The following is a 23,455-nucleotide window of genomic DNA, read 5'->3' on the forward strand; positions in this document are numbered from 1 at the left end:
ATGAAACAAAATTTAAAAGTGAATTTAGTCTGGCTTGGTCTTTTGGTCGCAGGTTTTGCCTTGATCCAAGTCTTGGTTGCAGCGGGTGTGCTCAACCTCTTCTATATCCAAATTTTAGAACAAATCGGAATTAATATTATCCTTGCAGTTGGCTTGAACCTCATCGTTGGTTTCTCAGGTCAATTCTCACTCGGCCATGCCGGATTTATGGCGATTGGTGCCTACTCTGCAGCTATTCTCGGTTCCAAATCACCAACCTATGGGGCTTTCTTTGGCGCGATGGTTTTAGGTGCTTTGATTGCTGGTGTCGTTGCCTTGATCGTTGGGGTTCCAACCCTTCGTTTGAAAGGGGACTACCTCGCGATTGCGACACTTGGGGTTTCTGAAATCATCCGGATCTTGATCGTTAATGGTGGTACTCTCACCAATGGGGCTGCTGGGATCCTTGGTTTGCCAGCCTTTACAACTTGGCAATTGGTTTACCTCTTTGTTGTGATTACAACGATCTTTACGATTAACTTCTTACGCAGTCCAATTGGACGCTCTACCCTTTCTGTTCGTGAAGACGAAATCGCGGCAGAATCTGTTGGGATCAATACGACCAAGGTCAAAGTCATCGCCTTTGTATTTGGTGCGATCACAGCGGCGATTGCTGGATCTCTCCAAGCCGGCTTTATCGGCTCTGTTGTTCCGAAAGATTACTCTTTCACCAATACCATTAATGTCTTGATCATTGTCGTGTTTGGTGGTTTAGGATCAATGTCAGGAACAGTTGTAGCAGCCATCGTCTTAGGTATCTTGAACATGGTGCTTCAAGACTTCTCAAGTGTCCGTATGATCATTTACTCATTGGCTTTGATTCTCGTGATGATCTTCCGTCCAGGTGGTCTTCTTGGAACATGGGAATTCAGCTTGAAAAAACTACTCTCAAAAAAGGAGGCTAACTAATGGCACTTCTTGAAGTAAAAAATTTAACAAAAAACTTTGGTGGTTTGACAGCCGTTGGGGATGTGACCATGGAACTTAATGAAGGGGAATTGGTTGGTTTGATCGGACCCAACGGTGCCGGGAAAACAACCCTCTTCAACCTCCTAACAGGGGTATATGAACCAAGTGAAGGGACCATTACCTTAGATGGTCAGTTGCTAAATGGTAAAGCACCCTATAAAATCGCTGCAGGTGGTCTGGGACGTACTTTCCAAAATATTCGTCTCTTTAAAGATTTGAGCGTTTTGGACAATGTCTTGATTGCCTTTGCTAATCACCATAAACCACATGTCTTTGCGAGTCTTTTCCGCTTGCCAAGCTATTACAAGAATGAAGAAGCTTTGAAAGCGAAAGCTCTTGAATTGTTAGCGATTTTTGGTTTGGAAAAAGAAGCAGATACCTTGGCCAAAAACTTAGCTTACGGACAACAACGTCACTTGGAGATCGTTCGTGCCCTTGCTACAGAGCCAAAAATCCTCTTCTTGGATGAACCTGCTGCAGGGATGAACCCTCAAGAAACAGCAGAATTGACCCAATTGATCCGTCGCATTCAAAAAGAATTCAATATTACGATCATGTTGATCGAGCACGATATGAGCTTGGTCATGGAAGTAACAGAACGGATTTATGTATTGGAATATGGTCGCTTGATTGCCCATGGTACGCCAGATGAAATCAAGACCAACAAACGCGTAATCGAAGCCTATCTAGGAGGTGAAGCCTAATGTCTATGTTAAAAGTTGAAAATCTTTCTGTACACTATGGCATGATCCAGGCTGTCCGTGATGTCAGTTTCGAGGTAAACGAAGGGGAAGTTGTTTCTCTTATCGGTGCTAACGGTGCTGGGAAAACATCTATTCTTCGTACCATTTCAGGTTTGGTGCGTCCAAGTGCTGGGAAAATCGAATTTTTGGGTCAGGAGATTCAAAAGGTTCCGGCTCAAAAGATTGTAGCAGCAGGACTCTCTCAAGTTCCAGAAGGCCGCCACGTCTTTCCAGGCTTGACCGTTATGGAAAACTTGGAGATGGGAGCTTTCTTGAAAAAAGATCGAGAAGAAAATCAAGCTAACTTGAAGAAAGTCTTTTCTCGTTTCCCACGTTTGGAAGAACGGAAGAACCAAGATGCAGCAACCCTATCTGGTGGGGAACAACAAATGCTTGCAATGGGTCGTGCACTTATGTCAACGCCAAAACTCTTGCTTCTGGATGAACCTTCTATGGGATTGGCCCCAATCTTTATCCAAGAAATTTTTGATATCATCCAAGATATCCAAAAACAAGGGACAACTGTTCTCTTGATCGAGCAAAATGCCAACAAGGCTCTTGCCATCGCAGACCGCGGTTATGTTTTGGAAACAGGGAAAGTCGTTCTTACTGGAACAGGAAAAGAACTCTTAGCCTCAGAAGAAGTCCGCAAGGCCTACCTTGGTGGATAAGATTTCTAAAGTTCACTAGAATATTAAAAAGAAAGGTCCTGAAGACCTTTCTTTTTTCATCCCTCTTGTTTGATTTTTCTAAATTTTGAAAACAAGAGAAAACTGCTGAAAGCGTTTGAAATCATTCTTAAAATCAAGTATAATAAAACTAATAAAAGCATAGGAGAACTTGTTATGGCTGTTAAAGATTTTATGACACGTAAAGTGGTTTACATTAGTCCAGATACTACAATTGCCCATGCGGCAGATTTGATGCGCGAACAAGGTTTGCACCGTTTGCCAGTCATTGAAAACGATAAATTGGTTGGGTTGGTGACAGAAGGTACGATTGCAGAAGCAAGTCCATCTAAAGCAACAAGCTTGTCTATTTTCGAGATGAACTATCTGTTGAACAAGACCAAGGTTAAAGATGTCATGCTTCGCGATGTCATTACCGTCTCTAAATTTGCCAGCTTAGAAGATGCGACCTACCTCATGTATAAGAACAAGGTGGGAATTCTTCCAGTCGTGGACAATGACCAAGTATCTGGTGTCATCACAGACCGTGATATTTTCCGTGCCTTCCTTGAAGTATCGGGCTATGGAGAAGAAGGAGTTCGTGTTCGCTTTGTGACAGAAGATAAGGTTGGCGTTCTAGAACAAATCATTCACTTGATTGTAGAAGAGGGGTATAACATCGCCAATACAGTCAATATCCCAACCAAAGACGATCGTGTCGTTATCGAAGTCCAAATTGATGGGGTGACAGATCTAGAAGGAATCCGTAGTAAATTTGAAGCCAACGGTTTGAAAGTTGATGAAATCACTCGAACAATCGCAAAAGCTATTTAATAAAAAAATCAGGCTGGATGACAATCCAGTCTGATTTTTGTATAAAGTAACTTAATAAATTCTGTAAAAATAATTATGATTTTATTAATTATGACGTGTATTCTAAGATTTTCCGCCGTGAGAAAGGAGCATGAAACATACTTGTTTCATGCTCTCGGAATTTTTGAGAGTAAAACAGTTTGGGGAACTGTTTTAGCCTGAGCTTAGAAATTAAAAAGCGAAGGGGCTCAAAACTAATTGAATACGGGTCGCGGATTGTATCTTGATTTAGTCATGGAACTTTGTAAAAGTTCGCTGACATCCGTACTCACCTAAGGAAAATCGTAAATAGAAAAAAAGCTAGATGAAAATCTAGCCTTATTTCTATTAACGGGTAATGGGTTGTTTTTCTTTATCTAAAGTAAAGCCTTCGCCGAGAATTTCATGGGCTTCAGAAATGGTGATGAAGGCGAATGGATCGATCTGATTGATGATGTCTTTCATTTGTTTCATCTCATTCCGTGAAACGACACAGTAGACGATATCCAGGTCCTTACGGCTGTAATAGCCCATCCCGCGGATAAAGGTAATCCCGCGACCCAGATCGTCAGAAACCTTTTTGGCAATTTCTTCTGGTTTAGAGGTAACGATAAGGAAGCCTTTTCCAGCAAAACCACCTTCTCCAATCAAGTCGATCACAAGGGTGTCAATCAGGATAAAGAAGAGGGTATACATAGCTGTACGGACATCTTGGAAGACAATGACCACAGTTGTCAGAACAATGGCATCTACAATCAACATGAGCTTTCCCATACTGAGGGAAGTGTATTTGTTAAAGATGCGAGCGAGGATATCTGTTCCTCCCGTGGTTCCTCCAGCATTGAAGATGATCCCTAGACCCAAACCAAGCACAACCCCTGAGGCGATACAGGCAAGCAGAATATCTCCTTTAAAGGCTTCAAAGATGAAGTGATGGTAGTGGTGGCTGAGGGGCATAGCTTCAAAAATTGCCATCCATGCCGAAACTGAAAAGGTCCCCAGTAAGCTCAGATAAAGAGATTTCTTACCCAGCAGTTTCCAAGCCAGAATGAAGAGAGGGATATTGATCAGTAAGTTCATCAGGGATACGGGGACTTTTAAGAGGTAATAGGTGATCAAGGTAATCCCTGTCGCTCCTCCTTCATAGAAGTGAAAGGGAATGACCAAAAAATAGATCCCAAATGAAAAAATGCCGGCCCCAAAAATGATAGCCAGAATATCTTTAAATTTAAACATGATAGGTTGTCTCCTAAAACTTTATAAGAATATTGTAACAAAAAAGTGAAAAAATGAAAATGACTTTGAAAAATTTTCTCTCCTAAAATACAAGATTTTTACCCTTATTTTTGGTAAAATAAAAAGAAGAAAAACAGAAAGAGGATACTATGGTAAACGGTACATTAATTTCATTTGAAGGTCCAGAAGGAGCGGGAAAATCATCGGTCCTAGAAGCCATTTTGCCTCTACTTGAAGAAAAAGGAATTCCTTTTATTACAACCCGTGAACCAGGTGGTGTCGACATTGCCGAAAAGATCCGCCAAGTCATTTTGGATCCAGACCATACTAGTATGGATGCCAAGACCGAGTTGTTGCTCTATATTGCTAGTCGCCGGCAGCATTTGGTGGAACGTGTCTTGCCAGCCCTTGCAGCTGGGAAGGTTGTCTTGATGGACCGCTTTATTGATAGCTCGGTAGCTTATCAAGGGTATGGTCGCGGTCTGAGTGTGGAAGACATCGAGTGGCTCAATCAATTCGCAACAGATGGCTTAAAGCCAGACCTAACCCTTTACTTTGATCTGGATGTCGAAGAAGGGCTCGCACGAATTGCGAAAAACCAAGAGAGGGAAGTCAATCGTTTGGATTTGGAAGGATTGGAGCTTCACCAAAAAGTCAGACAAGGTTATTTGGCCTTGTATGAAAAGGAACCAGAGCGCATCGTGAAAATCGATGCCAGTCAATCTTTTGAAGCAGTCTTTACGGATGTCTTGGCTGTTTTAGAAAATCGCTTGGGGACATTGAAATGAATCTAGAAGAGATCCAACAACTCCAGCCAGAATTGGTGGAGCGCTTCACCCAGATCCTAGAACACAAACAGCTCAGTCATGCTTATCTCTTTACAGGTTCGTTTGCCAGTTTTGAGATGGCCCTCTTGCTAGCTCAAAGTCAGTTTTGCGAAGATTTGCAGGGAGTCTGGCCTTGTGGCAAATGCCGATCCTGTCGCTTGATTGCTGAAGAAGAATTCTCAGACGTAAAGATCGTGCGTCCAATCAACCAGATCATAAAGACTGACCGTATTCGCTCGCTGGTTCAAGACTTTTCTCAATCAGGATTTGAAGGCAGTCGGCAGGTCTTTATCGTCCAAGATTCGGATAAGATGCATACCAATGCGGCCAATTCTCTCTTAAAAGTTATGGAAGAACCCCAGAGTGAGATCTATCTCTTCTTGTTGACTTCCGATGAAAACTTGATCTTACCGACCATCAAGAGTCGGGCCCAGCAGGTCCATTTTCCTAAAAAGCAAGCCTACCTTACCGAACGTCTAGAAAAAGAAGGTTTGATTAAATCGCAGGCAAGTCTAGTAGCTCGATTTAGTTTTAGTCTTGAAGAGGCAGAGCAGCAAAAAAAGAATGCTACTTTTTTTGAGTTGGCGAAAGTTTGTAATCAGTTCATCGAACGTTGTCACTCCAATTTGAATAGCGCCTATTTGGAAGTGACTCGATTGGTGAGCTTAGCAGATGATAAGGAAAAACAAAGCCAAGCCTTTCGATTGATGGAGTTGGCTTTAGAAGAGCAGTTGCGCTTGAGCAGATCCCAGCAGCTGCTGGAAAAATTGAGTCTTGCTCGCACCATGTGGAAGGCCAATGTTTCTTTTCAAAATGCTCTAGAATATATGGTTTTGAGCTTAGAAAGTTAAGGAGTCAGAATGAATAAAAAAGAATTATTTGATGCTTTAGACGGCTTTTCTCAGAATTTGTTGGTCACCTTGGCTGAAGTCGAAGCCATCAAGAAAAATTTGAAACAAGTCATCGAAGAAAATACAGCTCTTCGCTTAGAAAATGATAAATTGAGAGAGCGTTTGGGGGAAGTTGAGAAGACCGCATCCGCAAAGTCACAACACCATGGTCGTGAAAATTTGCAACGAATTTACAACGACGGCTTTCATATTTGCACCTATTCCTACGGCCAACGCCGTGAGAACGATGAAGAGTGTATGTTTTGTGACGAGTTGTTATTTAGGGAGTAAGCATGCAGATCCAACGAAGTTTTAAAGGGGAAAAGAAAACAGGGGTCCTCTACCTGGTCCCAACACCGATCGGTAACCGGGAGGATATGAGTTACCGCATGGTCCAGACCTTAAAGGATGTGGACTTGATCGCAGCTGAGGATACTAGAAATACAGGCCTCTTGCTCAAGCATTTTGAGATTACGACACCCCAGACTAGCTTTCATGAGCACAATGCCATGGAGAAAATTCCTGATCTGATCGCCCATTTAGAATCTGGAAAAGACTTAGCGCAAGTCTCAGATGCAGGACTCCCTAGTATTTCTGACCCTGGTCATGATTTGGTCAAGGCAGCGATTGAACGCGAGATTCCTGTCGTAGCTGTGCCTGGTCCTAGTGCAGGTATAACGGGTTTGATTGCCAGTGGCCTAGCCCCTCAACCTCATATTTTTTATGGATTTCTGCCTCGCAAAGAGGGGCAACAAAAGGCCTTTTTCCAAGAAAAAGTGGCCTACCCTGAGACTCAGATCTTTTATGAGTCGCCCCATCGGGTGAAGGCGACCTTAGAGAATATGTTGGCTGTCTATGGGGATCGTTCGGTCGTCCTGGTTCGTGAATTGACCAAGATCTACGAGGAATATACTCGTGGCAGTATTTCTGAGTTAGTCGCATTTCTTGAAGAAAATCCCCTCAAAGGGGAGTGTCTCTTGATCGTCGAAGGAGCCAAGGAAGAAGAGCTAGACCTAGAAGAGGTCGACTTGATTCAAGAGATCGACACCTTGGTCCAAGAGGGCATGAAGAAAAATCAAGCAATTAAACAGGTCGCCAAACAATATGGCCTGCAAAAGAGTGAGCTCTATGCTCGTTACCATCAAGACTAGGAAAGGTTGGAAGCAGGATGGAAATTAGAATGGCTTATCCAAATGAGATCCAGCGAATTATGGAAATCATCCAAGATGCTAAGGAAAGTCTGGCTCAAAGACAGGTCGATCAGTGGCAGGATGGTTATCCAGATGAAGAGATCATTTTTGAGGATATTCTAGAAAGTCGTGGTTATGTAGCCGTTGAAGATCAGGAAATCGTCGCCTATGCTGCCGTCCACAAGGGAAATGAAGCGGCCTATCATGAGATTTACGATGGCAAGTGGGAGCATGACAACTATATGTATGTTACCTTTCATCGTGTCGCTGTAGCTAAAGAAGCTGCTGGCAAAGGGGTGGCTCAGACCTTCCTTCAAGGTTTAATCGAAGGAGAAAAAGGGCCGGATTTCCGTTGCGATACGCACCCGGATAATCTAGTCATGCAACATTTGCTTGAAAAATTGGGCTACCATTATTGTGGAAAAGTCCCAATTGATGGCGTCCGTTTGGCATATCAAAAGATCAAACGAAAAGCAGAAACTAGTCTATTCCAAGTGGTCTCAGAAGAGGACCGCTGGGACCAAAGAGCAGAAGCGGCCTACAATGACACTCTATCTTAAACAATTCTATGAGAGCCCTATGGGACTTCTTTCGATCATTGTCAGTAAGGAAGGCCTTGTAGAGCTTGATTTTTATGATCCGAAAGAAGAGGCGCCTGATCCCTATGGGGCGCTGGAGCAGTTCCATCCCTACCATGAGAAGGTAATAGAGTGGTTGGACCATTATTTTGCTGGGGCCCCAATTGCGATCAGCTTTCCACTAGCGCCGCAAGGGACAGCCTTCCAAGAGCGGGTGTGGCAGTTATTGCAAGAGATCCCCTATGGTGAGACTAAGACCTATGGGCAGCTTGCCCAGGATCTTTCTTGTGGTTCAGCCCAGGCCGTAGGACAGGCTGTTGGACGCAATCCCTTGACAATTCTAGTCCCTTGTCACCGCGTGATGGGAAAAAATGGAGAATTGACAGGCTATGCGTCTGGACTCGATCGTAAACGCTGGCTCTTACAACACGAAGGAATTACCTGGAAGGAGAAATGAAATCGATGTATACCTTTATTGAATACCCAAAATGTTCGACTTGTCGAAAGGCTAAATCAGAATTGGACGGTCTCCAATGTGAGTTTCAGAGCCAAAATATTGTAACCGAAACACCGACTAGTCAAGAATTGCAAGACTGGATGGCAGCGTCTGGCCTACCGATCAAATCTTTCTTTAATACCAGCGGGATGAAATACCGGGAACTTGGCTTGAAAGATAAGGTAGATCAACTGACAATAGAAGAAGCAGCGGATCTTTTGGCTAGCGACGGTATGCTGATCAAGCGCCCCCTACTTGTCAAAGACGGAAAAGTGGTTCAAGTAGGTTACCGGAAACCATACGCAGACTTAGATTTGTAAAAGAAAAGGGAGTTGGATTTTCTTTAGAACTATAATAAAAGTATGCCAGAAACTTTCCTTAGGTGAGTACGGACGTCAGCGAACTTCGAAGAAGTTCCATGACTTAGTTTTGAGCCTGAGGTCTCAAAACTCCCGAGTGCTAGAAACAATAATGTTTCTAGCACTTTTCTCACGGCGAAAAGTTTCGGTATATTCTTTATGAGATTCATAAGTTAGAACTTATTTTGATTTCTTGACAAAATCGCGTAACCTATCTTACTTATAATTTATTTTTATATATTCTAAAGGGAGTTGGACTCCCTTTTAATTTTGTATTGAAGATGATATAATCATACGAGTGAAATCAATGAAAGAGAGTCAATCATGAGTATTTTAGAGGTGAAAAATTTAAGCCATGGCTTTGGAGACCGGGCTATTTTTGAGGATGTGTCCTTCCGCTTGTTAAAGGGAGAGCATATCGGTTTGGTTGGAGCCAATGGTGAAGGGAAATCCACCTTCATGAGCATCGTGACCGGCAAAATGCAACCCGACGAAGGGAAGGTTGAGTGGTCTAAGTATGTGACCGCGGGCTATCTGGACCAGCATGCTGTCCTAAAAGAAGGGCAAACGGTGCGCGATGTCTTGCGGACAGCCTTTGATGAACTCTTTAAAGCAGAGGCTCGCATCAATGACCTCTATATGGAAATGGCTGAGGATGGAGCGGATATGGATGCTCTCATGGAAGAAGTCGGAGAGCTCCAGGATCGGTTAGAGAGTCGGGATTTCTATACCTTGGATGCCAAGATTGATGAAGTGGCGCGTGCTCTTGGGGTCATGGACTTTGGCATGGAGACCGATGTGACGACCCTTTCAGGTGGGCAGCGGACCAAGGTCCTTTTGGCTAAATTGCTCCTTGAAAAACCAGATATCCTTCTCTTGGACGAGCCAACCAACTACTTGGATGCGGAGCACATCGATTGGCTCAAACGTTACTTGCAGAACTATGAAAATGCCTTTGTCCTTATTTCCCACGATATTCCTTTCTTGAACGATGTGATCAACATCGTCTACCATGTGGAAAATCAGCAGTTAACCCGCTATTCAGGAGATTACTACCAATTCCTTGAAGTCTATGAAATGAAGAAATCGCAATTGGAAGCGGCTTATGAGCGTCAGCAAAAAGAAATTGCTGATTTGAAAGATTTCGTAGCCCGTAATAAGGCGCGTGTGGCTACACGGAATATGGCTATGTCTCGTCAGAAGAAGCTGGACAAGATGGAACTCATTGAGTTGCAAAGTGAGAAACCAAAGCCATCCTTTGACTTTAAAAATGCCCGTACTCCGGGACGCTTTATCTTCCAGGCCAAGGGTCTCCAGATTGGGTATGACCGTCCTTTGACCAAGCCTTTGAACCTAACGTTTGAGCGCAATCAAAAGGTAGCCATCATCGGTGCCAACGGGATCGGGAAAACCACTCTCTTGAAGAGCTTGCTGGGAATCATCCCACCTATCGCTGGAGAAGTAGAGCGTGGAGATTACCTAGAACTTGGCTACTTCGAGCAAGAGGTCGAAGGGGGCAATCGTCAGACACCGCTAGAGGCAGTTTGGAATGCCTTTCCAGCTCTCAACCAAGCAGAGGTCCGTGCAGCTCTTGCCCGCTGTGGGTTGACCACTAAACATATCGAGAGCCAAATTCAGGTATTATCCGGTGGAGAGCAAGCCAAGGTACGCTTCTGTCTCTTGATGAACCGTGAAAACAATGTCTTGGTACTAGACGAACCAACCAACCACTTGGATGTAGATGCCAAAGAAGAATTGAAACGGGCCCTGAAAGAATACAAGGGATCGATCCTCATGGTTTGCCACGAGCCAGACTTCTATGAAGGCTGGATGGACCAAATCTGGGACTTTAATGAATTAACGTAAACACAAAAAGAGAACCATGCGGTTCTCTTTTTAGATTGACGTTACATACTTCTTAGAAACTTTCCTTAGGTGAGGACGGACGTCAGCGAACTTCGTAGAAGTTCCATGACTAATTATTGAGCCTAAGGTCTCAATAATTCCGAGTGCCTGAAACTGTATTGTTTCAGGCACTTTTCTCACAGCGGAAAGTTTCAGTAGATGAATGTCTTAAATAATTAGAATTCATTTTATTTACCAATGAATCTATTAGGTAATTTTATGTAAAATGTTTATCAATATTTTAAAAAGAGAACCGTGCGGTTCTCTTTTCATTATTTTTTGAAATTATAGTCTTTTAAAATCTCGATTTTTTCAATCTTGATGTCTGTTTTTGGTTTGTCCTTATCATCAGTTTCGGCAGACGCAATTTTATCCACCACATCCATGCCATCGATGACTTGCCCAAAGACAGTGTAGTTGCCACCATCAAGGGTTGGATTTCCACCATTTTTATAAGCATCGATAATCTTAGCTGGGAAGCGATCAGTCGGGAGCTTGCTAGAAATATCTTCCTTATTTTGGTTGATATAGAATTGACTACCGTTGGTATTTGGACCAGAATTGGCCATGGCTAGGGCTCCACGAAGGTTGTAAAGGTATGGAGAATACTCATTCTCAAAACCAGTACCTGAATCTTTGGATTTGTCTTTGCCCTTCCAGATGGATTCACCACCAGTACCATCTCCCTTAGGATCCCCAGTTTGGATCATAAAGTTGTTAATGACACGATGGAAAAGTAAGCCATTGTAGTAGCCTTCTTTTGCATGGGTCAAGAAGTTTTCAACTGCAAGTGGGGCATATTTAGGGAAGAGCTTCACAGTGATGTCGCCTTCTGTCGTTGTGATTTTAACCTCCGCTTCGTCTTCAGCCACGTCAGTTGAAAGTTGTGGGAAGACGGCATTTTCATTGGTCATGGCGTCGTTAAAATCTTTGCGCAGTTGTTCTAATTTCTTTTGATCTTCTTCAATTTTCTTTTGATCTTTTTCACTAGAGCTAGAAGTTGCTGTCTGCTCTGTCTTTTCTTTGCTTGAGCTTGAAGAGTTAGCGTCTGTCTTATTGGACGAACAAGCTGTTAAAGCCAAGCCGGAAAATAATAGTAGTGCGATTAATTTTTTCATATTCTTCCTTTCCAACATAGTTGTCTTTCTCTATTGTACCTTAATTTTGCGATACTTTCAAATTTAGATGGAAATCTCTATTCACTAGAGTTATTTCAAGATTGACAAGGGTTGATAAATCACTAGTTAAAAAGGAAGTTGCGTTGAGATAGAAAATTCGGTATGATGGGAGATAAGTTGATTGGTTTAAGAAAAAAACGATAGGTTTTGTAGAGGAAAAGAATGAAAAAATGTTTAAAGAGTAAGATGGCAGGAGTGATATTTAGTTTGCTACTTATTTTTGGGTGTGTACTCGTATTGATTTATCCAAAATCGAATCATCACAAGAAAACTGAATCTGCTTCAACATATGTAGAAGCAGGGGATATTAAGAATGTATCATACTGGGGCGATCATAACGAGTATATTCTAGCTAAAGATTTTTATTTTGTAGGGAATCGTTATTTGGTCAGTTTTAATTATAATGAAAAACAAGACAAAAACAATTTACAGAAAGAATATACTGGATTTCGATATTATGATATAAGTAGAGATATGGCAGAAACGAAAGTTGATTTCATAAAAGATATTCGAAAAAAATTTCCAAAGGCTTACTCGAAAAATTTCGATGTGATAAATAATAAAGGTCAAAGTCTTGTATGGTTTCGCTATTATGAGTCAAAGGATTCAGAAAAATCATATGAATTATTTTATGATTTAGATCATCATGAATTTATTGAATCCGAAAGTATAGATACAGAAGTGTCAACTATTGACGCAATCCTTACTTCCTATACTAATTTAGGTGGTTTGGTAGTGAAAAATTCAGGGTATCGTATTGGGTCAAGAATAGAGCTTAATGAGTATAGAGATAAGAATAGCGTAAATCTAAATATTTTTAAAGAACATCCTGAATTGAAAGAAAAGCTTTCAAAGGAAGGTTACATCTTATACCCACGTCAAGACTCTATGTCTAATGCGGAATATTTTGACCAACTACTTCACTGGTTTGCTTATATCGGTCAAGATCGAATCTCTGGAGTAAAGATAGATGCTTACTACTCAAAAGATGGACAGGAGCATGAAATCCATTCTTATGAAGAGTTTAAACAATACTACAATGGAAAAGATGGCGAATTACAGGATTGAATCTAGCCACATTGAAAACAGGAATAGAAAAGAGTGATGTGTATGAATTATGGTCAAATGCGCAAAAACTATAGACTCTATATTAGATCTGCTGGCTTGTTGGCAATGCTTCTGATTGTTTGTATAGGATTATTGGTCAGAGATCCCCTTCTTCAGACTGCGGGCCTCTTATTGGTCCTTGCAGGCTTGTTTTTATTCATCCACTTGCTCAAGAAGAGCTACACCAACAAGTGTAACACCATTCTCCATGTAGACTTAGATTTAGCTTTTTGGCAGCAATACCTTCAGTTGAACAAGAATGTGAAAAAGCCCATTTTACAGATAGATATGAAGCTAACATCGGTCGCCTATTCTTTTATGATGGGAGATTTCGATGCTGTTATAGAGGAAGCTAGGGAGGCACTTAGTCAGAAGGAACTACCGCAGAAATATAAGAACTTTTTTGAGAGTTACCTCATGCGATCGACTGTCCTGACAGATCCTGATTTGACTAGAGAAGAGCTAGAGGCTCAGTTAAATGAATTGACCATTACAGACCCTACACTGGCTGAGAAAACAAAAGAGGTCTGTCTCGCTCTTTATGATTTAACCATTGCGCACCAAAGCAATGATTATTTCGAAGACTTAAGCAATGACTTCAAGTACCAGCAGTTGGAAATCATCTACTACCAAGCCTTGAATGCTGCTCTCAAAGGAGATCAGTCTAGAGCTGAAGAGCTCTTTCGCAAGTTGGTTTCAGAAGATGAGTCGCTCTATATCGTTCGAAAGGCTAAACGATACTTGAAGGATGAATTCAGTCATCTGTAAGTCCTACAATCGAAATAGACATTAATTGAAAGAGCCTGAAAAAATATAAGGAGTTATTGGAAGATAAGAATGAAAAAATCAATCTTTAGGGCCAATTTTTATGAGAGCCGTCGTTTGCGTCATGATGGCTTTATCGATTATATGGTCAAGGACACAAATAGCCGAAAAATCTACACAAAGCCATTTAGTATTGCGAGGAAACTATTTTCATTTATGGGGATACTGTTCATGTTTGGATTTTCTGCATTAATGGAGTCGCAAACTCATCACCCTGATCCAGATGCACCAGTTGAAACCTGGGGGATCAATTTCTATCCACTCTGGCTGTTTTTCTTGTGTTGGTTTTTATGGTTTCTTGTTTGTAGAAAAAATCTGCGTAGAAAATATGATGCAAAGATTCCTTATACTAGTATCTTGAATTTGAATCTGTATCTGATTTGGATGGTGCTTGCTCTGAATTTGTTTTTTATCACCGTCATAGGTAGATACCTTACGATTTTGGGTTGGGTTTTTTTCTATGTTCTTACCGGAATCATATTGTTTATGATTGTCCAATTTAGAATGAAATCGCTAAAAATTCGTCTTTATGGAGTGCAGGATCCTAGTGTAACTGCTAGACAGCAAAAGATCATAGAAGTCATTGCTGGACTAGGTGGAATAATTGTAGCAGGTTGGATGGTTCTGAAATTTCTTTTCCCCAAAATTGGAGAAGTAAAAGGTGATTTTTTAGGAACCATCTCATTTATAGGAATGGTATTTTTTGCAAATATTATTGTTTTGAGTATGGAAGTAGTGATGATGTTACCCTATTCACTGTATGGTTATTATCGAAATAAATATTCAGAGGAATATCGCGAGTTCGAAGGGAAATCGCTGGAAGAATGGTATGGCAAAAAGTATTTGAAGAAACACCAGGAGTACTTGAAACATGAATAAACATTTTGAAGAGATGTCGTTTGATGAATTGAAATGCTACCGTAGAGAAGGTCTATGGAGATCTTTGGGCTTATTACTGGTCATTAATTTAGTGATTACGGGTATGGTTCTGATGGAAGTGAACCATGTTTCTCCATCGAATCAGAATCGTTTTCGGGGTATTGGTTTGACAACGGTCATTGCGCTCTTTGGCTACATGAAGCCTCTGATAGCAGCAAATCGCGTGATGTTAGACCATCCGGATTGGGTCAAGAAATCAGGTTTCCGAGCGAAAATTCCTTTGCCAATGGCTTGGCATGTCAAAAGGCTTTGTGTCCTTGGAGCGAGTCTCTTGGTGATTGGAGTAGGATTTGCCTCGTCATTCAAACCTCAAGTCCAACAAACAAATGTACAAGATCAAATCGATATCATTCAAATGGATAACGAATTGGAAAGAGAGCAAAAAGTCGATCAAGTTCTAGATACCATCACACCGGAGGATAAAAAATCTGAGTAAGATCCATTTTGGAATTTGAACATCATTGAATATCGTTCTAAACAGCTCTAAAGAACAGTGCCTACTCGGTGCTGTTTTTTACTTTATACTGCAAAATTGAGGAAATGATTTTACTAGAGAACTAGCTTGGAAATGTGATATAATAAAGGTTATGGCAAACAATAATCAATCAAAAAAAACACGGTCGACAAGACGACTGTCCAAAGCAGAATTAGAAAGAAAAAAAGCAATTCATCGCATGATTGCGACCATTCTGATTAGTCTGGTCTTAATTTTTGCGGCCTTGAAATTGGGGGCAGTAGGGGTCTTAGCCTATAATTTGATCCGTCTTTTTGTCGGAAGTTTGGCTTATTTGGCTATTTTAGCGACCTTCTTCTACCTTTATGCCTTTAAATGGCTGGATAAACACGAAGGGGTGATTTCAGGATTCCTAAGCTTCTTTGTTGGGGTTCTTTTGATGTTTCAGGCCTTCTTTGTATCCTCCCTTCATTTAGACAATAATGGAATCAAGGTCACTTTTTCAAGAATCATGGCAGACTTGATTCATCTGCGGGTGGAGAGTTTTGCCGGTGGTGGTATGATCGGTGCCCTTCTTTATGCTCCGATTTCCTTCCTGTTTTCAAATATTGGCTCTTATTTTATCGGTCTTCTCTTTATCGGATTGGGGATCCTCTTGATAAGCCCTTACTCCATCTATGATTTGTTTGAAAAGGGGTCCGAAGCTTTCCATGCTTCTATGGAAAAACGCAAAGAACGTCGCGAGCAGAAATTCCTTGAAAAGGAAGCGAGAGCTGCTGAGGAAGCTGCTGCAGCTGAAAGAGAGCAAGAAGAAGCAAGAGCTGCTCTTTCAACTCCCCTTTCTATGGAAGGGCACCCTGTAGATCCTGAAACAGGAGAAGTGTTGGCGGAAGAGCCCTTTACAGAGTCCTTCCCAGAAGCTGAGATTGTTGCACCAGCAACACCAGAAATCTACCTGCCAGATGAAGAATGGCCGGAAGAGCCTGAAGAATATGAAGAGCTTCCGGTAGCCGAAGAATTCGAAGACGATGGGGAAGAAGTTCAAGTGGATTTTACACCTAAGGAATTGCTCCAGTACAAGCTTCCAACCATTGATCTCTTCGCACCTGACAAGCCCAAAAATCAATCCAAAGAGAAAAACATCGTTCGTCAGAATATCCGCATTTTGGAAGAGACCTTTGCAAGCTTCAATATCAAGGCGACAGTGGAGCGGGCAGAAATCGGTCCTTCTGTTACCAAGTATGAAGTCAAGCCAGCTGTCGGTGTGCGGGTCAATCGCATTTCGAACCTAGCAGATGATTTGGCCTTGGCCCTAGCTGCTAAGGATGTGCGGATTGAAGCACCGATTCCAGGGAAGTCTCTGGTCGGGATTGAAGTGCCTAACTCAGAGATTGCGACCGTTTCCTTCCGTGAATTGTGGGAGCAGTCCAAAACAGATCCAGCTAAACTCCTTGAGATTCCTCTTGGGAAGGCTGTAGATGGCTCGGCACGAACCTTTGATTTGGCTCGGATGCCCCACCTCTTGGTAGCGGGTTCTACCGGATCTGGTAAGTCGGTAGCGGTCAATGGGATTATTTCGAGTATCTTGATGAAGGCCCGTCCGGACGAAGTCAAGTTTATGATGGTCGATCCAAAGATGGTGGAGCTTTCTGTCTACAATGATATTCCTCACCTCTTGATTCCAGTGGTGACCAACCCACGCAAGGCCAGTCGGGCCCTGCAGAAGGTCGTTGATGAGATGGAAAATCGCTATGAGCTCTTCTCGAAAGTGGGTGCTCGTAATATTGCTGGCTTTAATGCCAAGGTGGTGGAGTACAATGCCCAGTCTGAGATGAAGCAAGTGCCCCTTCCATTGATTGTGGTCATTGTCGATGAGTTGGCAGACTTGATGATGGTCGCAAGTAAAGAAGTGGAAGATGCCATTATCCGCCTTGGACAGAAGGCTCGTGCAGCAGGGATCCACATGATCCTTGCAACCCAACGGCCATCGGTTGACGTTATCTCAGGTTTGATCAAGGCCAATGTGCCTTCCCGTGTTGCTTTTGCGGTATCATCTGGGACCGACTCACGGACCATCTTGGATGAAAATGGAGCTGAGAAACTGCTCGGTCGTGGGGACATGCTCTTTAAACCGATCGATGAAAATCATCCAATCCGTCTACAAGGATCCTTTATCTCAGATGACGATGTGGAGCGGATTGTCAACTTTGTCAAAGAGCAGGCAGAAGCAGATTATGATGATGCCTTTGATCCAGGAGAAGTATCGGAGTCAGACTTTGATGGAGGTATGGGTGGCTCAGACGAGGGTGATCCTCTCTTTGAAGAGGCCAAAGCGCTCGTCATCGAGACCCAAAAAGCCAGTGCTTCGATGATTCAGCGCCGCTTATCGGTTGGTTTTAACCGAGCGACTCGCCTCATGGAAGAGTTGGAAGCAGCGGGTGTGATTGGACCAGCTGAAGGGACCAAGCCTCGAAAAGTATTGCAACAATCATAAGGATAGGGAAAAAGGGCATATGCCCCACTCCCTTTTCTTTTTATAGAAAATAGAAAGTAGGACCAGATGAAGTTAGACACGATTCATCATATTGCCATCATTGGACGGGATCGCGACGCTATGTTGCATTTTTATGTGGACCAGTTGGGCTTTGCGATTGTCAGTGAGTATGACCGTCCCGAACGCGGAGATATCTTGATCAATCTCCGCCAAGGGGAATTGACTTTAGAACTCTTTATCAAACCGACGGCCCCAGAACGTCCAAAGCTCCCCTTGCCCGAGCATGCGGGACTACGTCATCTGGCCTTTAAAGTGGACGATGTCGAGGCGTATCTAGCTAGATTGGATCAGCTAGGTATTGCAAATACAGGCCTTCGCTATGATGACTTTGATGGTAAGAAGATGGCATTTTTCTTCGATCCAGAAGGATTGCCCTTGGAAATACATGAGTGAGGAAAGCAATGGTTAGATTAGAAGGACTCAGTCAGGAAGAAGTAGCGAAAAAGATCCAAGAGGGCAAGCAAAATAAGGTCACGATTAAGACAGAAAAAAGTATTGGGCAGATCATTCGAGACAATGTCTTTACTTACTTTAATCTGATTTTCCTGGTCTTGGCGGTCTTGCTGGTAGCGGTGAAGTCTTGGAACAATCTCTTGTTTGTCCCGGTCGTCGTGGTCAACTCCTTGGTAGGAATTGTGCAGGAAGTCCGCTCTAGACGGATCTTGCGTCAGATGCAATTTCTGCATATGAGTGAGGCGATCGTTCTTCGAGAAGGAAAAGAAGTCGCTCTACCTATCGATCAGCTGGTGGAGGGCGATCTGGTTCGCTTTCAAGCTGGAGATCAGATCTATGCGGATGGGGTCTTGCTGGAGGGCGAGCTAAAAGTCGATGAGTCGCAATTGACAGGTGAAGCCGATGAGGTCAAAAAAGGAGCACAAGACGAACTCATGTCAGGTAGTTTTGTGATCGCTGGTCAAGGACTGGCGCGATTGGATAAAGTTGGGAACGACTCCTACATCAACCAATTGAGCCTGGAAGCCAAGCAGGTCAAGTCTCATGAGGAGTCTGATATGGTCCATGCGGTCAACCGAATCGTGGGGATCATCGGCCTTCTCATCATTCCGCTAGGTTCGCTCCTTTTTCTTCGCAGCTATATCAGCCTAGGCGATAGTCTCAAGCTCAGTGTGACTTCAACAGTCGGGGCCTTGATCGGGATGATTCCGGAAGGCTTGTATCTATTGATGACCTTGGCGCTGGCTCTGGGTGCTGTCAGATTAGCCAAGGAAAAGGTCCTGCTCAATAGTATGAAGGGGATTGAGACCTTATCTCGCGTGGATGTTCTTTGTGTCGATAAGACAGGGACCATTACAGAGCCGGGGATGGAAGTGACAGAGATTCGTCCAGTTAAAGACGCTCAAGACTTGGAAGCACTAGCTCAGTATGTCAAGGCTAGTATGGATCAAAACGATACCATGGATGCCATCCGAAAATTTCACAAGACTCCAGTCAGCCAGCCTTGGAAGGCTAAAGACATTCAGCCCTTTACGTCTAAGAAAAAGTATGGGGCGATTATCTTTGAATCTGGGATCTATGTATTAGGGGCACCAGAATTTGTCTTACGAGAGGGCTTCTCTGAGCTTGAACAAGAGATAGCTCCTGCTACTCAGGCAGGCAATCGGGTCTTGGCCTTTGGGAAATATAAGGGAGAACACCTGGGAGAGACTTTAGAGGCTCCTGTAGACTTGGTGGCCTGGATCATTCTCTCCAATCCTTTGAGAAAAAATGCCAAAAAAACCTTCGCCTACTTTAAACAACAAGGAGTGACCATTAAGGTCATTTCAGGGGACAACCCAGCTACGGTTTCAGCTATTGCACAAAAAGCAGGCATTGAAGGAGCAGAGAATCTAATCGATGCCAGAAGCTTACTGACGGAAGAAGACTTGCACCAAGCAGCGAGCCAATATACGGTCTTTGGTCGGGTGACCCCAGAGCAAAAGAAAAGCCTTGTTGAAGGCTTGCAGGCAAAGGGGCATAAGGTAGCGATGACCGGAGATGGCGTCAACGATATTCTGGCCCTCAAAACAGCGGATTGTAGTATTGCGATGGAATCTGGAAATGATGCGACCAAGAAGATGGCGCAAGTGGTCTTACTGGATTCTGACTTTGGGAAGATGCCGTCCATCGTGGCAGAAGGTCGGCGTGTGGTCAATAATATTCAACGATCAGCCAGTCTCTTTTTGATCAAGAATATCTTTTCTATTTTGTTGGCTATTTCAGTGACGCTCTTAGCCTTTACCTATCCCATCATGCCGTCGCAGATGTCTTTGATCAGTGGTTTTACGATTGGGATTCCAGGTTTCTTTCTAGCGCTTGAGCCCAATAGCGAGCGCATCAAAGGACGCTTTATCGAAACGGTCTTTAAAAATGCGCTACCTGCTGCCTTGACGGATTTTATACTGATCTTTAGTTTGGTATTGCTCTCTTCAACATTTGGCATGAGGTCGGAAGAACTCTCAAGTGCAGCCATCTGCTTGATGGCCTTCGTTGGCTTTACCATCATCTATCAAGAATCCCAGCCTCTCAATCACTACAAGAGACTGGTTCTTCTAGGAAATATCCTAGCCTTCCTGGTTTCAAGTAGTATCTTAGGGAGATTCTTTAACATGAGCCCCTTGAGGCTTCAAACGCTGGTTATCTGCGCTATCATGGCAGTTCTTGCTCTCTTCTTGATTCAAGTATTCAAGAAACTAGTGGGCTGGTTCTTTCATCGAAAGAAATAAAAAAAAGACAACTCTTAAAGATAGAGTTGTCTCAGATTGAAGAAAAAGATAATTTTGAAACTTTCCTTAGGTGAGTACGGACGTCAGCGAACTTCCACGAAGTTCCATGACTTAGTTTTGAACCTAAAGTTTCAAAACTCCCGAGTGCTAGAAACAATCGTGTTTCTAGCACTTTTCTCACGTCGAAAAGTTTCAGTAAATATTTGGAGAATTTAAAATTAAAATGACTTCAGTCTATGCAGTATCATCAGGGTTATTTATAAAAAAACAACTCCAAAGATAGAGTTGTCTTTTGGTATTAGATAAATAAACTAGCGGTTAGGATCAGATAGAGCAAGAAGGTGATCAGAAACCCAGCGCGCCAGAAGTATTTGATAAATTTAGGATAATAAAAACACTTTTTCTTTTTTAAGAAATAAATCGTTAGCCCCAAGGCCAAAAGCGAAAGGCTCAAGGCTAATAGTGGTAAGAGGCTGTGGTAAAAGGCGCTGTCTGAGATCAGGTAGTACTCCAAGGCAAATAAAGGAAAGGCAATATCGGTAGATCGCCATCCTCTTTTTTGGAGTTTAAAGAGGTGAACAATGATGCCGCTCAGAATCAGCGTTAAAAAAATAAATAATACAGAAGCAACTTTGATTAACATAGCTTCATTCTATCATAAAATGAAAAAAAAGTTTACTATATTTTAATTTTTTCTTGCAAAAAAAGAGAAATCGTGTATAATAGAAAGGTATGCACAAAGCATACTTGTGGGAGGTAAAAATCTGTAATTACCGCCAAAACCACAAAGGAGGATTTAAGAAATGGCTAAAAAAGTCGAAAAACTTGTAAAATTGCAAATCCCTGCTGGTAAAGCTACTCCAGCTCCACCGGTTGGTCCAGCGCTTGGTCAAGCAGGTATCAACATCATGGGATTCACTAAAGAGTTTAACGCTCGTACAGCTGATCAAGCTGGTATGATCATCCCAGTTGTTATCACTGTTTATGAAGACAAATCATTCGATTTCGTTACAAAAACACCACCAGCTGCTGTTCTTTTGAAAAAAGCTGCAGGTGTTGAAAAAGGTTCAGGTACACCGAACAAAACGAAAGTTGCAACTGTAACTCGTGCACAAGTACAACAAATCGCTGAAACTAAGATGCCAGATTTGAACGCTGCAAACATTGAGTCTGCAATGCGTATGATCGAAGGTACTGCTCGTTCTATGGGATTCACTGTTACTGACTAATTGTAACAATCCTATTTGCCCGCAATACACTTGATCAAATGACGAGTGACGTGGGAGATGAAAATCGATATGACCACATTACAAGGAGAAAGATAAAATGGCTAAAAAAAGCAAACAACTTCGTGCTGCTCTTGAAAAAATCGACAGCACAAAAGTCTACAGCGTAGAAGAAGCTGTAGCTCTTGCAAAAGAAACTAACTTTGCAAAATTTGACGCAACTGTAGAAGTTGCTTACAACTTGAACATCGACGTGAAAAAAGCTGACCAACAAATCCGTGGTGCAATGGTATTGCCAAACGGAACTGGTAAAACAGCTCGCGTACTTGTATTTGCACGTGGTGCAAAAGCTGAAGAAGCAAAAGCTGCTGGTGCAGACTTCGTAGGTGAAGATGACCTTGTTGCGAAAATCAACGATGGTTGGTTGGACTTCGACGTTGTTATCGCTACACCTGACATGATGGCTCTTGTTGGACGTCTTGGACGTGTCCTTGGACCACGTAACTTGATGCCAAACCCTAAAACTGGTACAGTAACAATGGATGTTGCGAAAGCAGTTGAAGAGTCTAAAGGTGGTAAAATCACTTACCGTGCTGATAAAGCAGGTATCGTTCAAGCGATCATCGGTAAAGTTTCATTCGATGATACTAAATTGGTTGAAAACTTTAAAGCTTTCAACGACACAATCCAAAAAGCAAAACCAGCTACAGCTAAAGGTACTTACGTAACTAGCTTGACTTTGACTACAACTCAAGGTCCTGGTATCAAAGTGGATGTTAACTCACTTTAATTGAAATGAAAAGCTGCCTTCGGGTAGCTTTTTTTGTACTCCATTTTTATTTGCTACAGTTGGTAAAACTAATCGGATGGAAAAAAGAAAATTTTGATGGATATGACTATATAAAAAACGTAATTTATGGTAAAATAATACAGATCAAAAAAGGAGAGAGAAAATGGTAGAACCTAAGTATAAACGTATCTTAATCAAGCTATCTGGTGAGGCTCTTGCTGGCGAACGTGGTGTCGGAATCGATATCAAAACTGTCCAAAATATGGCCCAAGAAATCAAGGAAGTTCATGAACTTGGAATTGAAATTGCCTTGGTGATTGGAGGGGGAAACCTTTGGCGTGGAGAACCTGCTGCTGAAGCAGGGATGGATCGTGTTCAAGCAGACTACACAGGTATGCTTGGTACTGTCATGAACGCCCTTGTGATGGCTGATTCGCTTCAACAAGTTGGCGTGGATACCCGTGTTCAAACTGCGATTGCTATGCAACAAGTTGCAGAACCATATATCCGTGGTCGTGCCCTTCGTCACCTTGAAAAAGATCGGATCGTGATCTTTGGTGCAGGGATCGGTTCTCCTTACTTCTCAACAGATACGACCGCAGCCCTTCGTGCAGCTGAGATTGAAGCAGATGCCATTCTCATGGCTAAAAATGGGGTCGATGGTGTTTACAATGCCGATCCGAAAAAAGATGCTTCAGCTGTGAAATTTGAGGAATTGACTCACCGCGATGTGATCAATAAAGGTCTTCGCATCATGGACTCAACAGCCTCTACTCTCTCCATGGACAACGACATTGATTTGGTTGTCTTTAATATGAATGAACCAGGCAATATCAAACGCGTTGTCTTTGGTGAAAATATCGGTACAACCGTATCAAATAACGTAGAAAAATAATAGAAAATAGAGGAA

Annotated in this window: 25 protein-coding genes; 22 read left to right on the forward strand and 3 right to left on the reverse strand. The window is 42.5% G+C overall.

What is annotated here, in order from left to right; translation table 11 throughout:
• From NML76_RS05395 to NML76_RS05410, 4 genes are all read left to right on the forward strand, one after another.
• Positions 1 to 948: a branched-chain amino acid ABC transporter permease gene (locus NML76_RS05395; protein WP_003008278.1), complete on the forward strand. Its 948-nt coding sequence runs from the start codon at positions 1 to 3 to the stop codon at positions 946 to 948.
• Positions 948 to 1,712 (forward strand): ABC transporter ATP-binding protein, encoded by a 765-nt coding sequence (locus tag NML76_RS05400; RefSeq protein WP_003005595.1) that lies wholly within the window; start codon positions 948 to 950, stop codon positions 1,710 to 1,712. Before NML76_RS05395 ends, NML76_RS05400 begins: the two co-directional genes overlap by 1 nt.
• Complete coding sequence (locus NML76_RS05405; RefSeq protein ID WP_003005434.1) at positions 1,712 to 2,422, forward strand: ABC transporter ATP-binding protein; 711 nt, start codon at positions 1,712 to 1,714, stop codon at positions 2,420 to 2,422. Before NML76_RS05400 ends, NML76_RS05405 begins: the two co-directional genes overlap by 1 nt.
• Positions 2,423 to 2,596: 174 nt before the next feature.
• A complete protein-coding gene (locus NML76_RS05410) occupies positions 2,597 to 3,253 on the forward strand; it encodes a CBS domain-containing protein (protein WP_254732908.1) in 657 nt (218 codons plus the stop codon).
• Between the two features lie 366 nt (positions 3,254 to 3,619).
• Here the strand turns inward: NML76_RS05410 and NML76_RS05415 are convergent, their stop codons facing one another.
• A complete protein-coding gene (locus tag NML76_RS05415) occupies positions 3,620 to 4,507 on the reverse strand; it encodes a YitT family protein (protein ID WP_254732910.1) in 888 nt (295 codons plus the stop codon).
• Between the two features lie 149 nt (positions 4,508 to 4,656).
• Between NML76_RS05415 and tmk the strand changes: the two genes are divergently transcribed.
• The 8 genes from tmk (at position 4,657) to NML76_RS05455 (ending at position 10,713) form a co-directional block, all read left to right on the forward strand.
• Positions 4,657 to 5,295 (forward strand): dTMP kinase, encoded by a 639-nt coding sequence (gene tmk, locus NML76_RS05420; protein ID WP_205011643.1) that lies wholly within the window; start codon positions 4,657 to 4,659, stop codon positions 5,293 to 5,295.
• Entirely contained in the window at positions 5,292 to 6,185 is an 894-nt protein-coding gene (locus tag NML76_RS05425; protein ID WP_254732912.1) for a DNA polymerase III subunit delta', read from the forward strand. Before tmk ends, NML76_RS05425 begins: the two co-directional genes overlap by 4 nt.
• A gap of 9 nt (positions 6,186 to 6,194) precedes the next feature.
• Positions 6,195 to 6,515: a DNA replication initiation control protein YabA gene (yabA, locus tag NML76_RS05430; protein ID WP_014713697.1), complete on the forward strand. Its 321-nt coding sequence runs from the start codon at positions 6,195 to 6,197 to the stop codon at positions 6,513 to 6,515.
• 2 nt (positions 6,516 to 6,517) lie between these two features.
• The gene (rsmI, locus tag NML76_RS05435; RefSeq protein WP_201036727.1) at positions 6,518 to 7,375 is read left to right on the forward strand and encodes a 16S rRNA (cytidine(1402)-2'-O)-methyltransferase; all 858 of its coding nucleotides are present in this window, start codon (positions 6,518 to 6,520) and stop codon (positions 7,373 to 7,375) included.
• Between the two features lie 17 nt (positions 7,376 to 7,392).
• Positions 7,393 to 7,974 (forward strand): GNAT family N-acetyltransferase, encoded by a 582-nt coding sequence (locus tag NML76_RS05440; protein ID WP_061590779.1) that lies wholly within the window; start codon positions 7,393 to 7,395, stop codon positions 7,972 to 7,974.
• The gene (locus NML76_RS05445) at positions 7,958 to 8,449 is read left to right on the forward strand and encodes a methylated-DNA--[protein]-cysteine S-methyltransferase (RefSeq protein WP_254732914.1); all 492 of its coding nucleotides are present in this window, start codon (positions 7,958 to 7,960) and stop codon (positions 8,447 to 8,449) included. The genes NML76_RS05440 and NML76_RS05445 overlap by 17 nt, the downstream gene beginning before the upstream one ends.
• A gap of 5 nt (positions 8,450 to 8,454) precedes the next feature.
• Positions 8,455 to 8,808 (forward strand): arsenate reductase family protein, encoded by a 354-nt coding sequence (locus NML76_RS05450; protein ID WP_070595289.1) that lies wholly within the window; start codon positions 8,455 to 8,457, stop codon positions 8,806 to 8,808.
• Positions 8,809 to 9,171: 363 nt separating this feature from the next.
• Positions 9,172 to 10,713, forward strand: coding sequence for an ABC-F family ATP-binding cassette domain-containing protein (locus NML76_RS05455; RefSeq protein ID WP_227038056.1), 1,542 nt, complete (start codon positions 9,172 to 9,174; stop codon positions 10,711 to 10,713).
• Between the two features lie 311 nt (positions 10,714 to 11,024).
• Here NML76_RS05455 and NML76_RS05460 read toward each other — a convergent pair whose 3' ends face one another.
• Positions 11,025 to 11,870: a peptidylprolyl isomerase gene (locus tag NML76_RS05460; protein ID WP_201089560.1), complete on the reverse strand. Its 846-nt coding sequence runs from the start codon at positions 11,868 to 11,870 to the stop codon at positions 11,025 to 11,027.
• 222 nt (positions 11,871 to 12,092) lie between these two features.
• Between NML76_RS05460 and NML76_RS05465 the strand changes: the two genes are divergently transcribed.
• The 7 genes from NML76_RS05465 (at position 12,093) to NML76_RS05495 (ending at position 20,529) form a co-directional block, all read left to right on the forward strand.
• Entirely contained in the window at positions 12,093 to 12,998 is a 906-nt protein-coding gene (locus tag NML76_RS05465; protein ID WP_201089562.1) for a hypothetical protein, read from the forward strand.
• A gap of 42 nt (positions 12,999 to 13,040) precedes the next feature.
• Positions 13,041 to 13,805 (forward strand): hypothetical protein, encoded by a 765-nt coding sequence (locus NML76_RS05470; protein WP_201089564.1) that lies wholly within the window; start codon positions 13,041 to 13,043, stop codon positions 13,803 to 13,805.
• A gap of 69 nt (positions 13,806 to 13,874) precedes the next feature.
• Complete coding sequence (locus tag NML76_RS05475) at positions 13,875 to 14,741, forward strand: hypothetical protein (protein ID WP_254732916.1); 867 nt, start codon at positions 13,875 to 13,877, stop codon at positions 14,739 to 14,741.
• Positions 14,734 to 15,237: a hypothetical protein gene (locus NML76_RS05480; protein WP_227038054.1), complete on the forward strand. Its 504-nt coding sequence runs from the start codon at positions 14,734 to 14,736 to the stop codon at positions 15,235 to 15,237. The genes NML76_RS05475 and NML76_RS05480 overlap by 8 nt, the downstream gene beginning before the upstream one ends.
• 151 nt (positions 15,238 to 15,388) lie before the next feature.
• Positions 15,389 to 17,749, forward strand: coding sequence for a DNA translocase FtsK (locus tag NML76_RS05485; RefSeq protein WP_254732918.1), 2,361 nt, complete (start codon positions 15,389 to 15,391; stop codon positions 17,747 to 17,749).
• Positions 17,750 to 17,815: 66 nt separating this feature from the next.
• Positions 17,816 to 18,202, forward strand: coding sequence for a VOC family protein (locus tag NML76_RS05490; RefSeq protein WP_195487780.1), 387 nt, complete (start codon positions 17,816 to 17,818; stop codon positions 18,200 to 18,202).
• An 8-nt stretch (positions 18,203 to 18,210) separates the two neighbouring features.
• A complete protein-coding gene (locus tag NML76_RS05495) occupies positions 18,211 to 20,529 on the forward strand; it encodes an HAD-IC family P-type ATPase (RefSeq protein WP_254732920.1) in 2,319 nt (772 codons plus the stop codon).
• Positions 20,530 to 20,827: 298 nt separating this feature from the next.
• Here the strand turns inward: NML76_RS05495 and NML76_RS05500 are convergent, their stop codons facing one another.
• Entirely contained in the window at positions 20,828 to 21,172 is a 345-nt protein-coding gene (locus tag NML76_RS05500; RefSeq protein ID WP_195487778.1) for a DUF3397 family protein, read from the reverse strand.
• A 160-nt stretch (positions 21,173 to 21,332) separates the two neighbouring features.
• Here NML76_RS05500 and rplK point away from each other — a divergent pair, with 160 nt between their 5' ends.
• The 3 genes from rplK to pyrH all read left to right on the forward strand — a co-directional run bounded on the left by rplK (position 21,333) and on the right by pyrH (position 23,440).
• Positions 21,333 to 21,758, forward strand: a complete 426-nt coding sequence (gene rplK / locus NML76_RS05505) for a 50S ribosomal protein L11 (RefSeq protein ID WP_003005369.1) — start codon at positions 21,333 to 21,335, stop codon at positions 21,756 to 21,758.
• Between the two features lie 97 nt (positions 21,759 to 21,855).
• Positions 21,856 to 22,545, forward strand: coding sequence for a 50S ribosomal protein L1 (gene rplA / locus NML76_RS05510; protein WP_003005355.1), 690 nt, complete (start codon positions 21,856 to 21,858; stop codon positions 22,543 to 22,545).
• Positions 22,546 to 22,708: 163 nt separating this feature from the next.
• Positions 22,709 to 23,440 carry a UMP kinase gene (pyrH, locus tag NML76_RS05515; protein ID WP_003005706.1) on the forward strand — a complete coding sequence of 244 codons (732 nt, stop codon included), beginning with the start codon at positions 22,709 to 22,711 and terminating at the stop codon, positions 23,438 to 23,440.
• Positions 23,441 to 23,455 lie beyond the last annotated feature (15 nt).

This window comes from Streptococcus sp. CF8_Ac1-9, assembly GCF_024295565.1.
GTDB lineage: Bacteria > Bacillota > Bacilli > Lactobacillales > Streptococcaceae > Streptococcus > Streptococcus parasanguinis_X.

What these genes read in the sequence shown, in the direction of transcription:
- NML76_RS05395 (WP_003008278.1), top strand. Translation starts at nt 1, where the DNA reads ATGAAACAAAATTTAAAAGTGAATTTAGTCTGGCTTGGTCTTTTGGTC.
- NML76_RS05400 (WP_003005595.1), top strand. Translation starts at nt 948, where the DNA reads ATGGCACTTCTTGAAGTAAAAAATTTAACAAAAAACTTTGGTGGTTTG.
- NML76_RS05405 (WP_003005434.1), top strand. Translation starts at nt 1,712, where the DNA reads ATGTCTATGTTAAAAGTTGAAAATCTTTCTGTACACTATGGCATGATC.
- NML76_RS05410 (WP_254732908.1), top strand. Translation starts at nt 2,597, where the DNA reads ATGGCTGTTAAAGATTTTATGACACGTAAAGTGGTTTACATTAGTCCA.
- NML76_RS05415 (WP_254732910.1), bottom strand. Translation starts at nt 4,507, where the DNA reads ATGTTTAAATTTAAAGATATTCTGGCTATCATTTTTGGGGCCGGCATT.
- tmk (WP_205011643.1), top strand. Translation starts at nt 4,657, where the DNA reads ATGGTAAACGGTACATTAATTTCATTTGAAGGTCCAGAAGGAGCGGGA.
- NML76_RS05425 (WP_254732912.1), top strand. Translation starts at nt 5,292, where the DNA reads ATGAATCTAGAAGAGATCCAACAACTCCAGCCAGAATTGGTGGAGCGC.
- yabA (WP_014713697.1), top strand. Translation starts at nt 6,195, where the DNA reads ATGAATAAAAAAGAATTATTTGATGCTTTAGACGGCTTTTCTCAGAAT.
- rsmI (WP_201036727.1), top strand. Translation starts at nt 6,518, where the DNA reads ATGCAGATCCAACGAAGTTTTAAAGGGGAAAAGAAAACAGGGGTCCTC.
- NML76_RS05440 (WP_061590779.1), top strand. Translation starts at nt 7,393, where the DNA reads ATGGAAATTAGAATGGCTTATCCAAATGAGATCCAGCGAATTATGGAA.
- NML76_RS05445 (WP_254732914.1), top strand. Translation starts at nt 7,958, where the DNA reads ATGACACTCTATCTTAAACAATTCTATGAGAGCCCTATGGGACTTCTT.
- NML76_RS05450 (WP_070595289.1), top strand. Translation starts at nt 8,455, where the DNA reads ATGTATACCTTTATTGAATACCCAAAATGTTCGACTTGTCGAAAGGCT.
- NML76_RS05455 (WP_227038056.1), top strand. Translation starts at nt 9,172, where the DNA reads ATGAGTATTTTAGAGGTGAAAAATTTAAGCCATGGCTTTGGAGACCGG.
- NML76_RS05460 (WP_201089560.1), bottom strand. Translation starts at nt 11,870, where the DNA reads ATGAAAAAATTAATCGCACTACTATTATTTTCCGGCTTGGCTTTAACA.
- NML76_RS05465 (WP_201089562.1), top strand. Translation starts at nt 12,093, where the DNA reads ATGAAAAAATGTTTAAAGAGTAAGATGGCAGGAGTGATATTTAGTTTG.
- NML76_RS05470 (WP_201089564.1), top strand. Translation starts at nt 13,041, where the DNA reads ATGAATTATGGTCAAATGCGCAAAAACTATAGACTCTATATTAGATCT.
- NML76_RS05475 (WP_254732916.1), top strand. Translation starts at nt 13,875, where the DNA reads ATGAAAAAATCAATCTTTAGGGCCAATTTTTATGAGAGCCGTCGTTTG.
- NML76_RS05480 (WP_227038054.1), top strand. Translation starts at nt 14,734, where the DNA reads ATGAATAAACATTTTGAAGAGATGTCGTTTGATGAATTGAAATGCTAC.
- NML76_RS05485 (WP_254732918.1), top strand. Translation starts at nt 15,389, where the DNA reads ATGGCAAACAATAATCAATCAAAAAAAACACGGTCGACAAGACGACTG.
- NML76_RS05490 (WP_195487780.1), top strand. Translation starts at nt 17,816, where the DNA reads ATGAAGTTAGACACGATTCATCATATTGCCATCATTGGACGGGATCGC.
- NML76_RS05495 (WP_254732920.1), top strand. Translation starts at nt 18,211, where the DNA reads ATGGTTAGATTAGAAGGACTCAGTCAGGAAGAAGTAGCGAAAAAGATC.
- NML76_RS05500 (WP_195487778.1), bottom strand. Translation starts at nt 21,172, where the DNA reads ATGTTAATCAAAGTTGCTTCTGTATTATTTATTTTTTTAACGCTGATT.
- rplK (WP_003005369.1), top strand. Translation starts at nt 21,333, where the DNA reads ATGGCTAAAAAAGTCGAAAAACTTGTAAAATTGCAAATCCCTGCTGGT.
- rplA (WP_003005355.1), top strand. Translation starts at nt 21,856, where the DNA reads ATGGCTAAAAAAAGCAAACAACTTCGTGCTGCTCTTGAAAAAATCGAC.
- pyrH (WP_003005706.1), top strand. Translation starts at nt 22,709, where the DNA reads ATGGTAGAACCTAAGTATAAACGTATCTTAATCAAGCTATCTGGTGAG.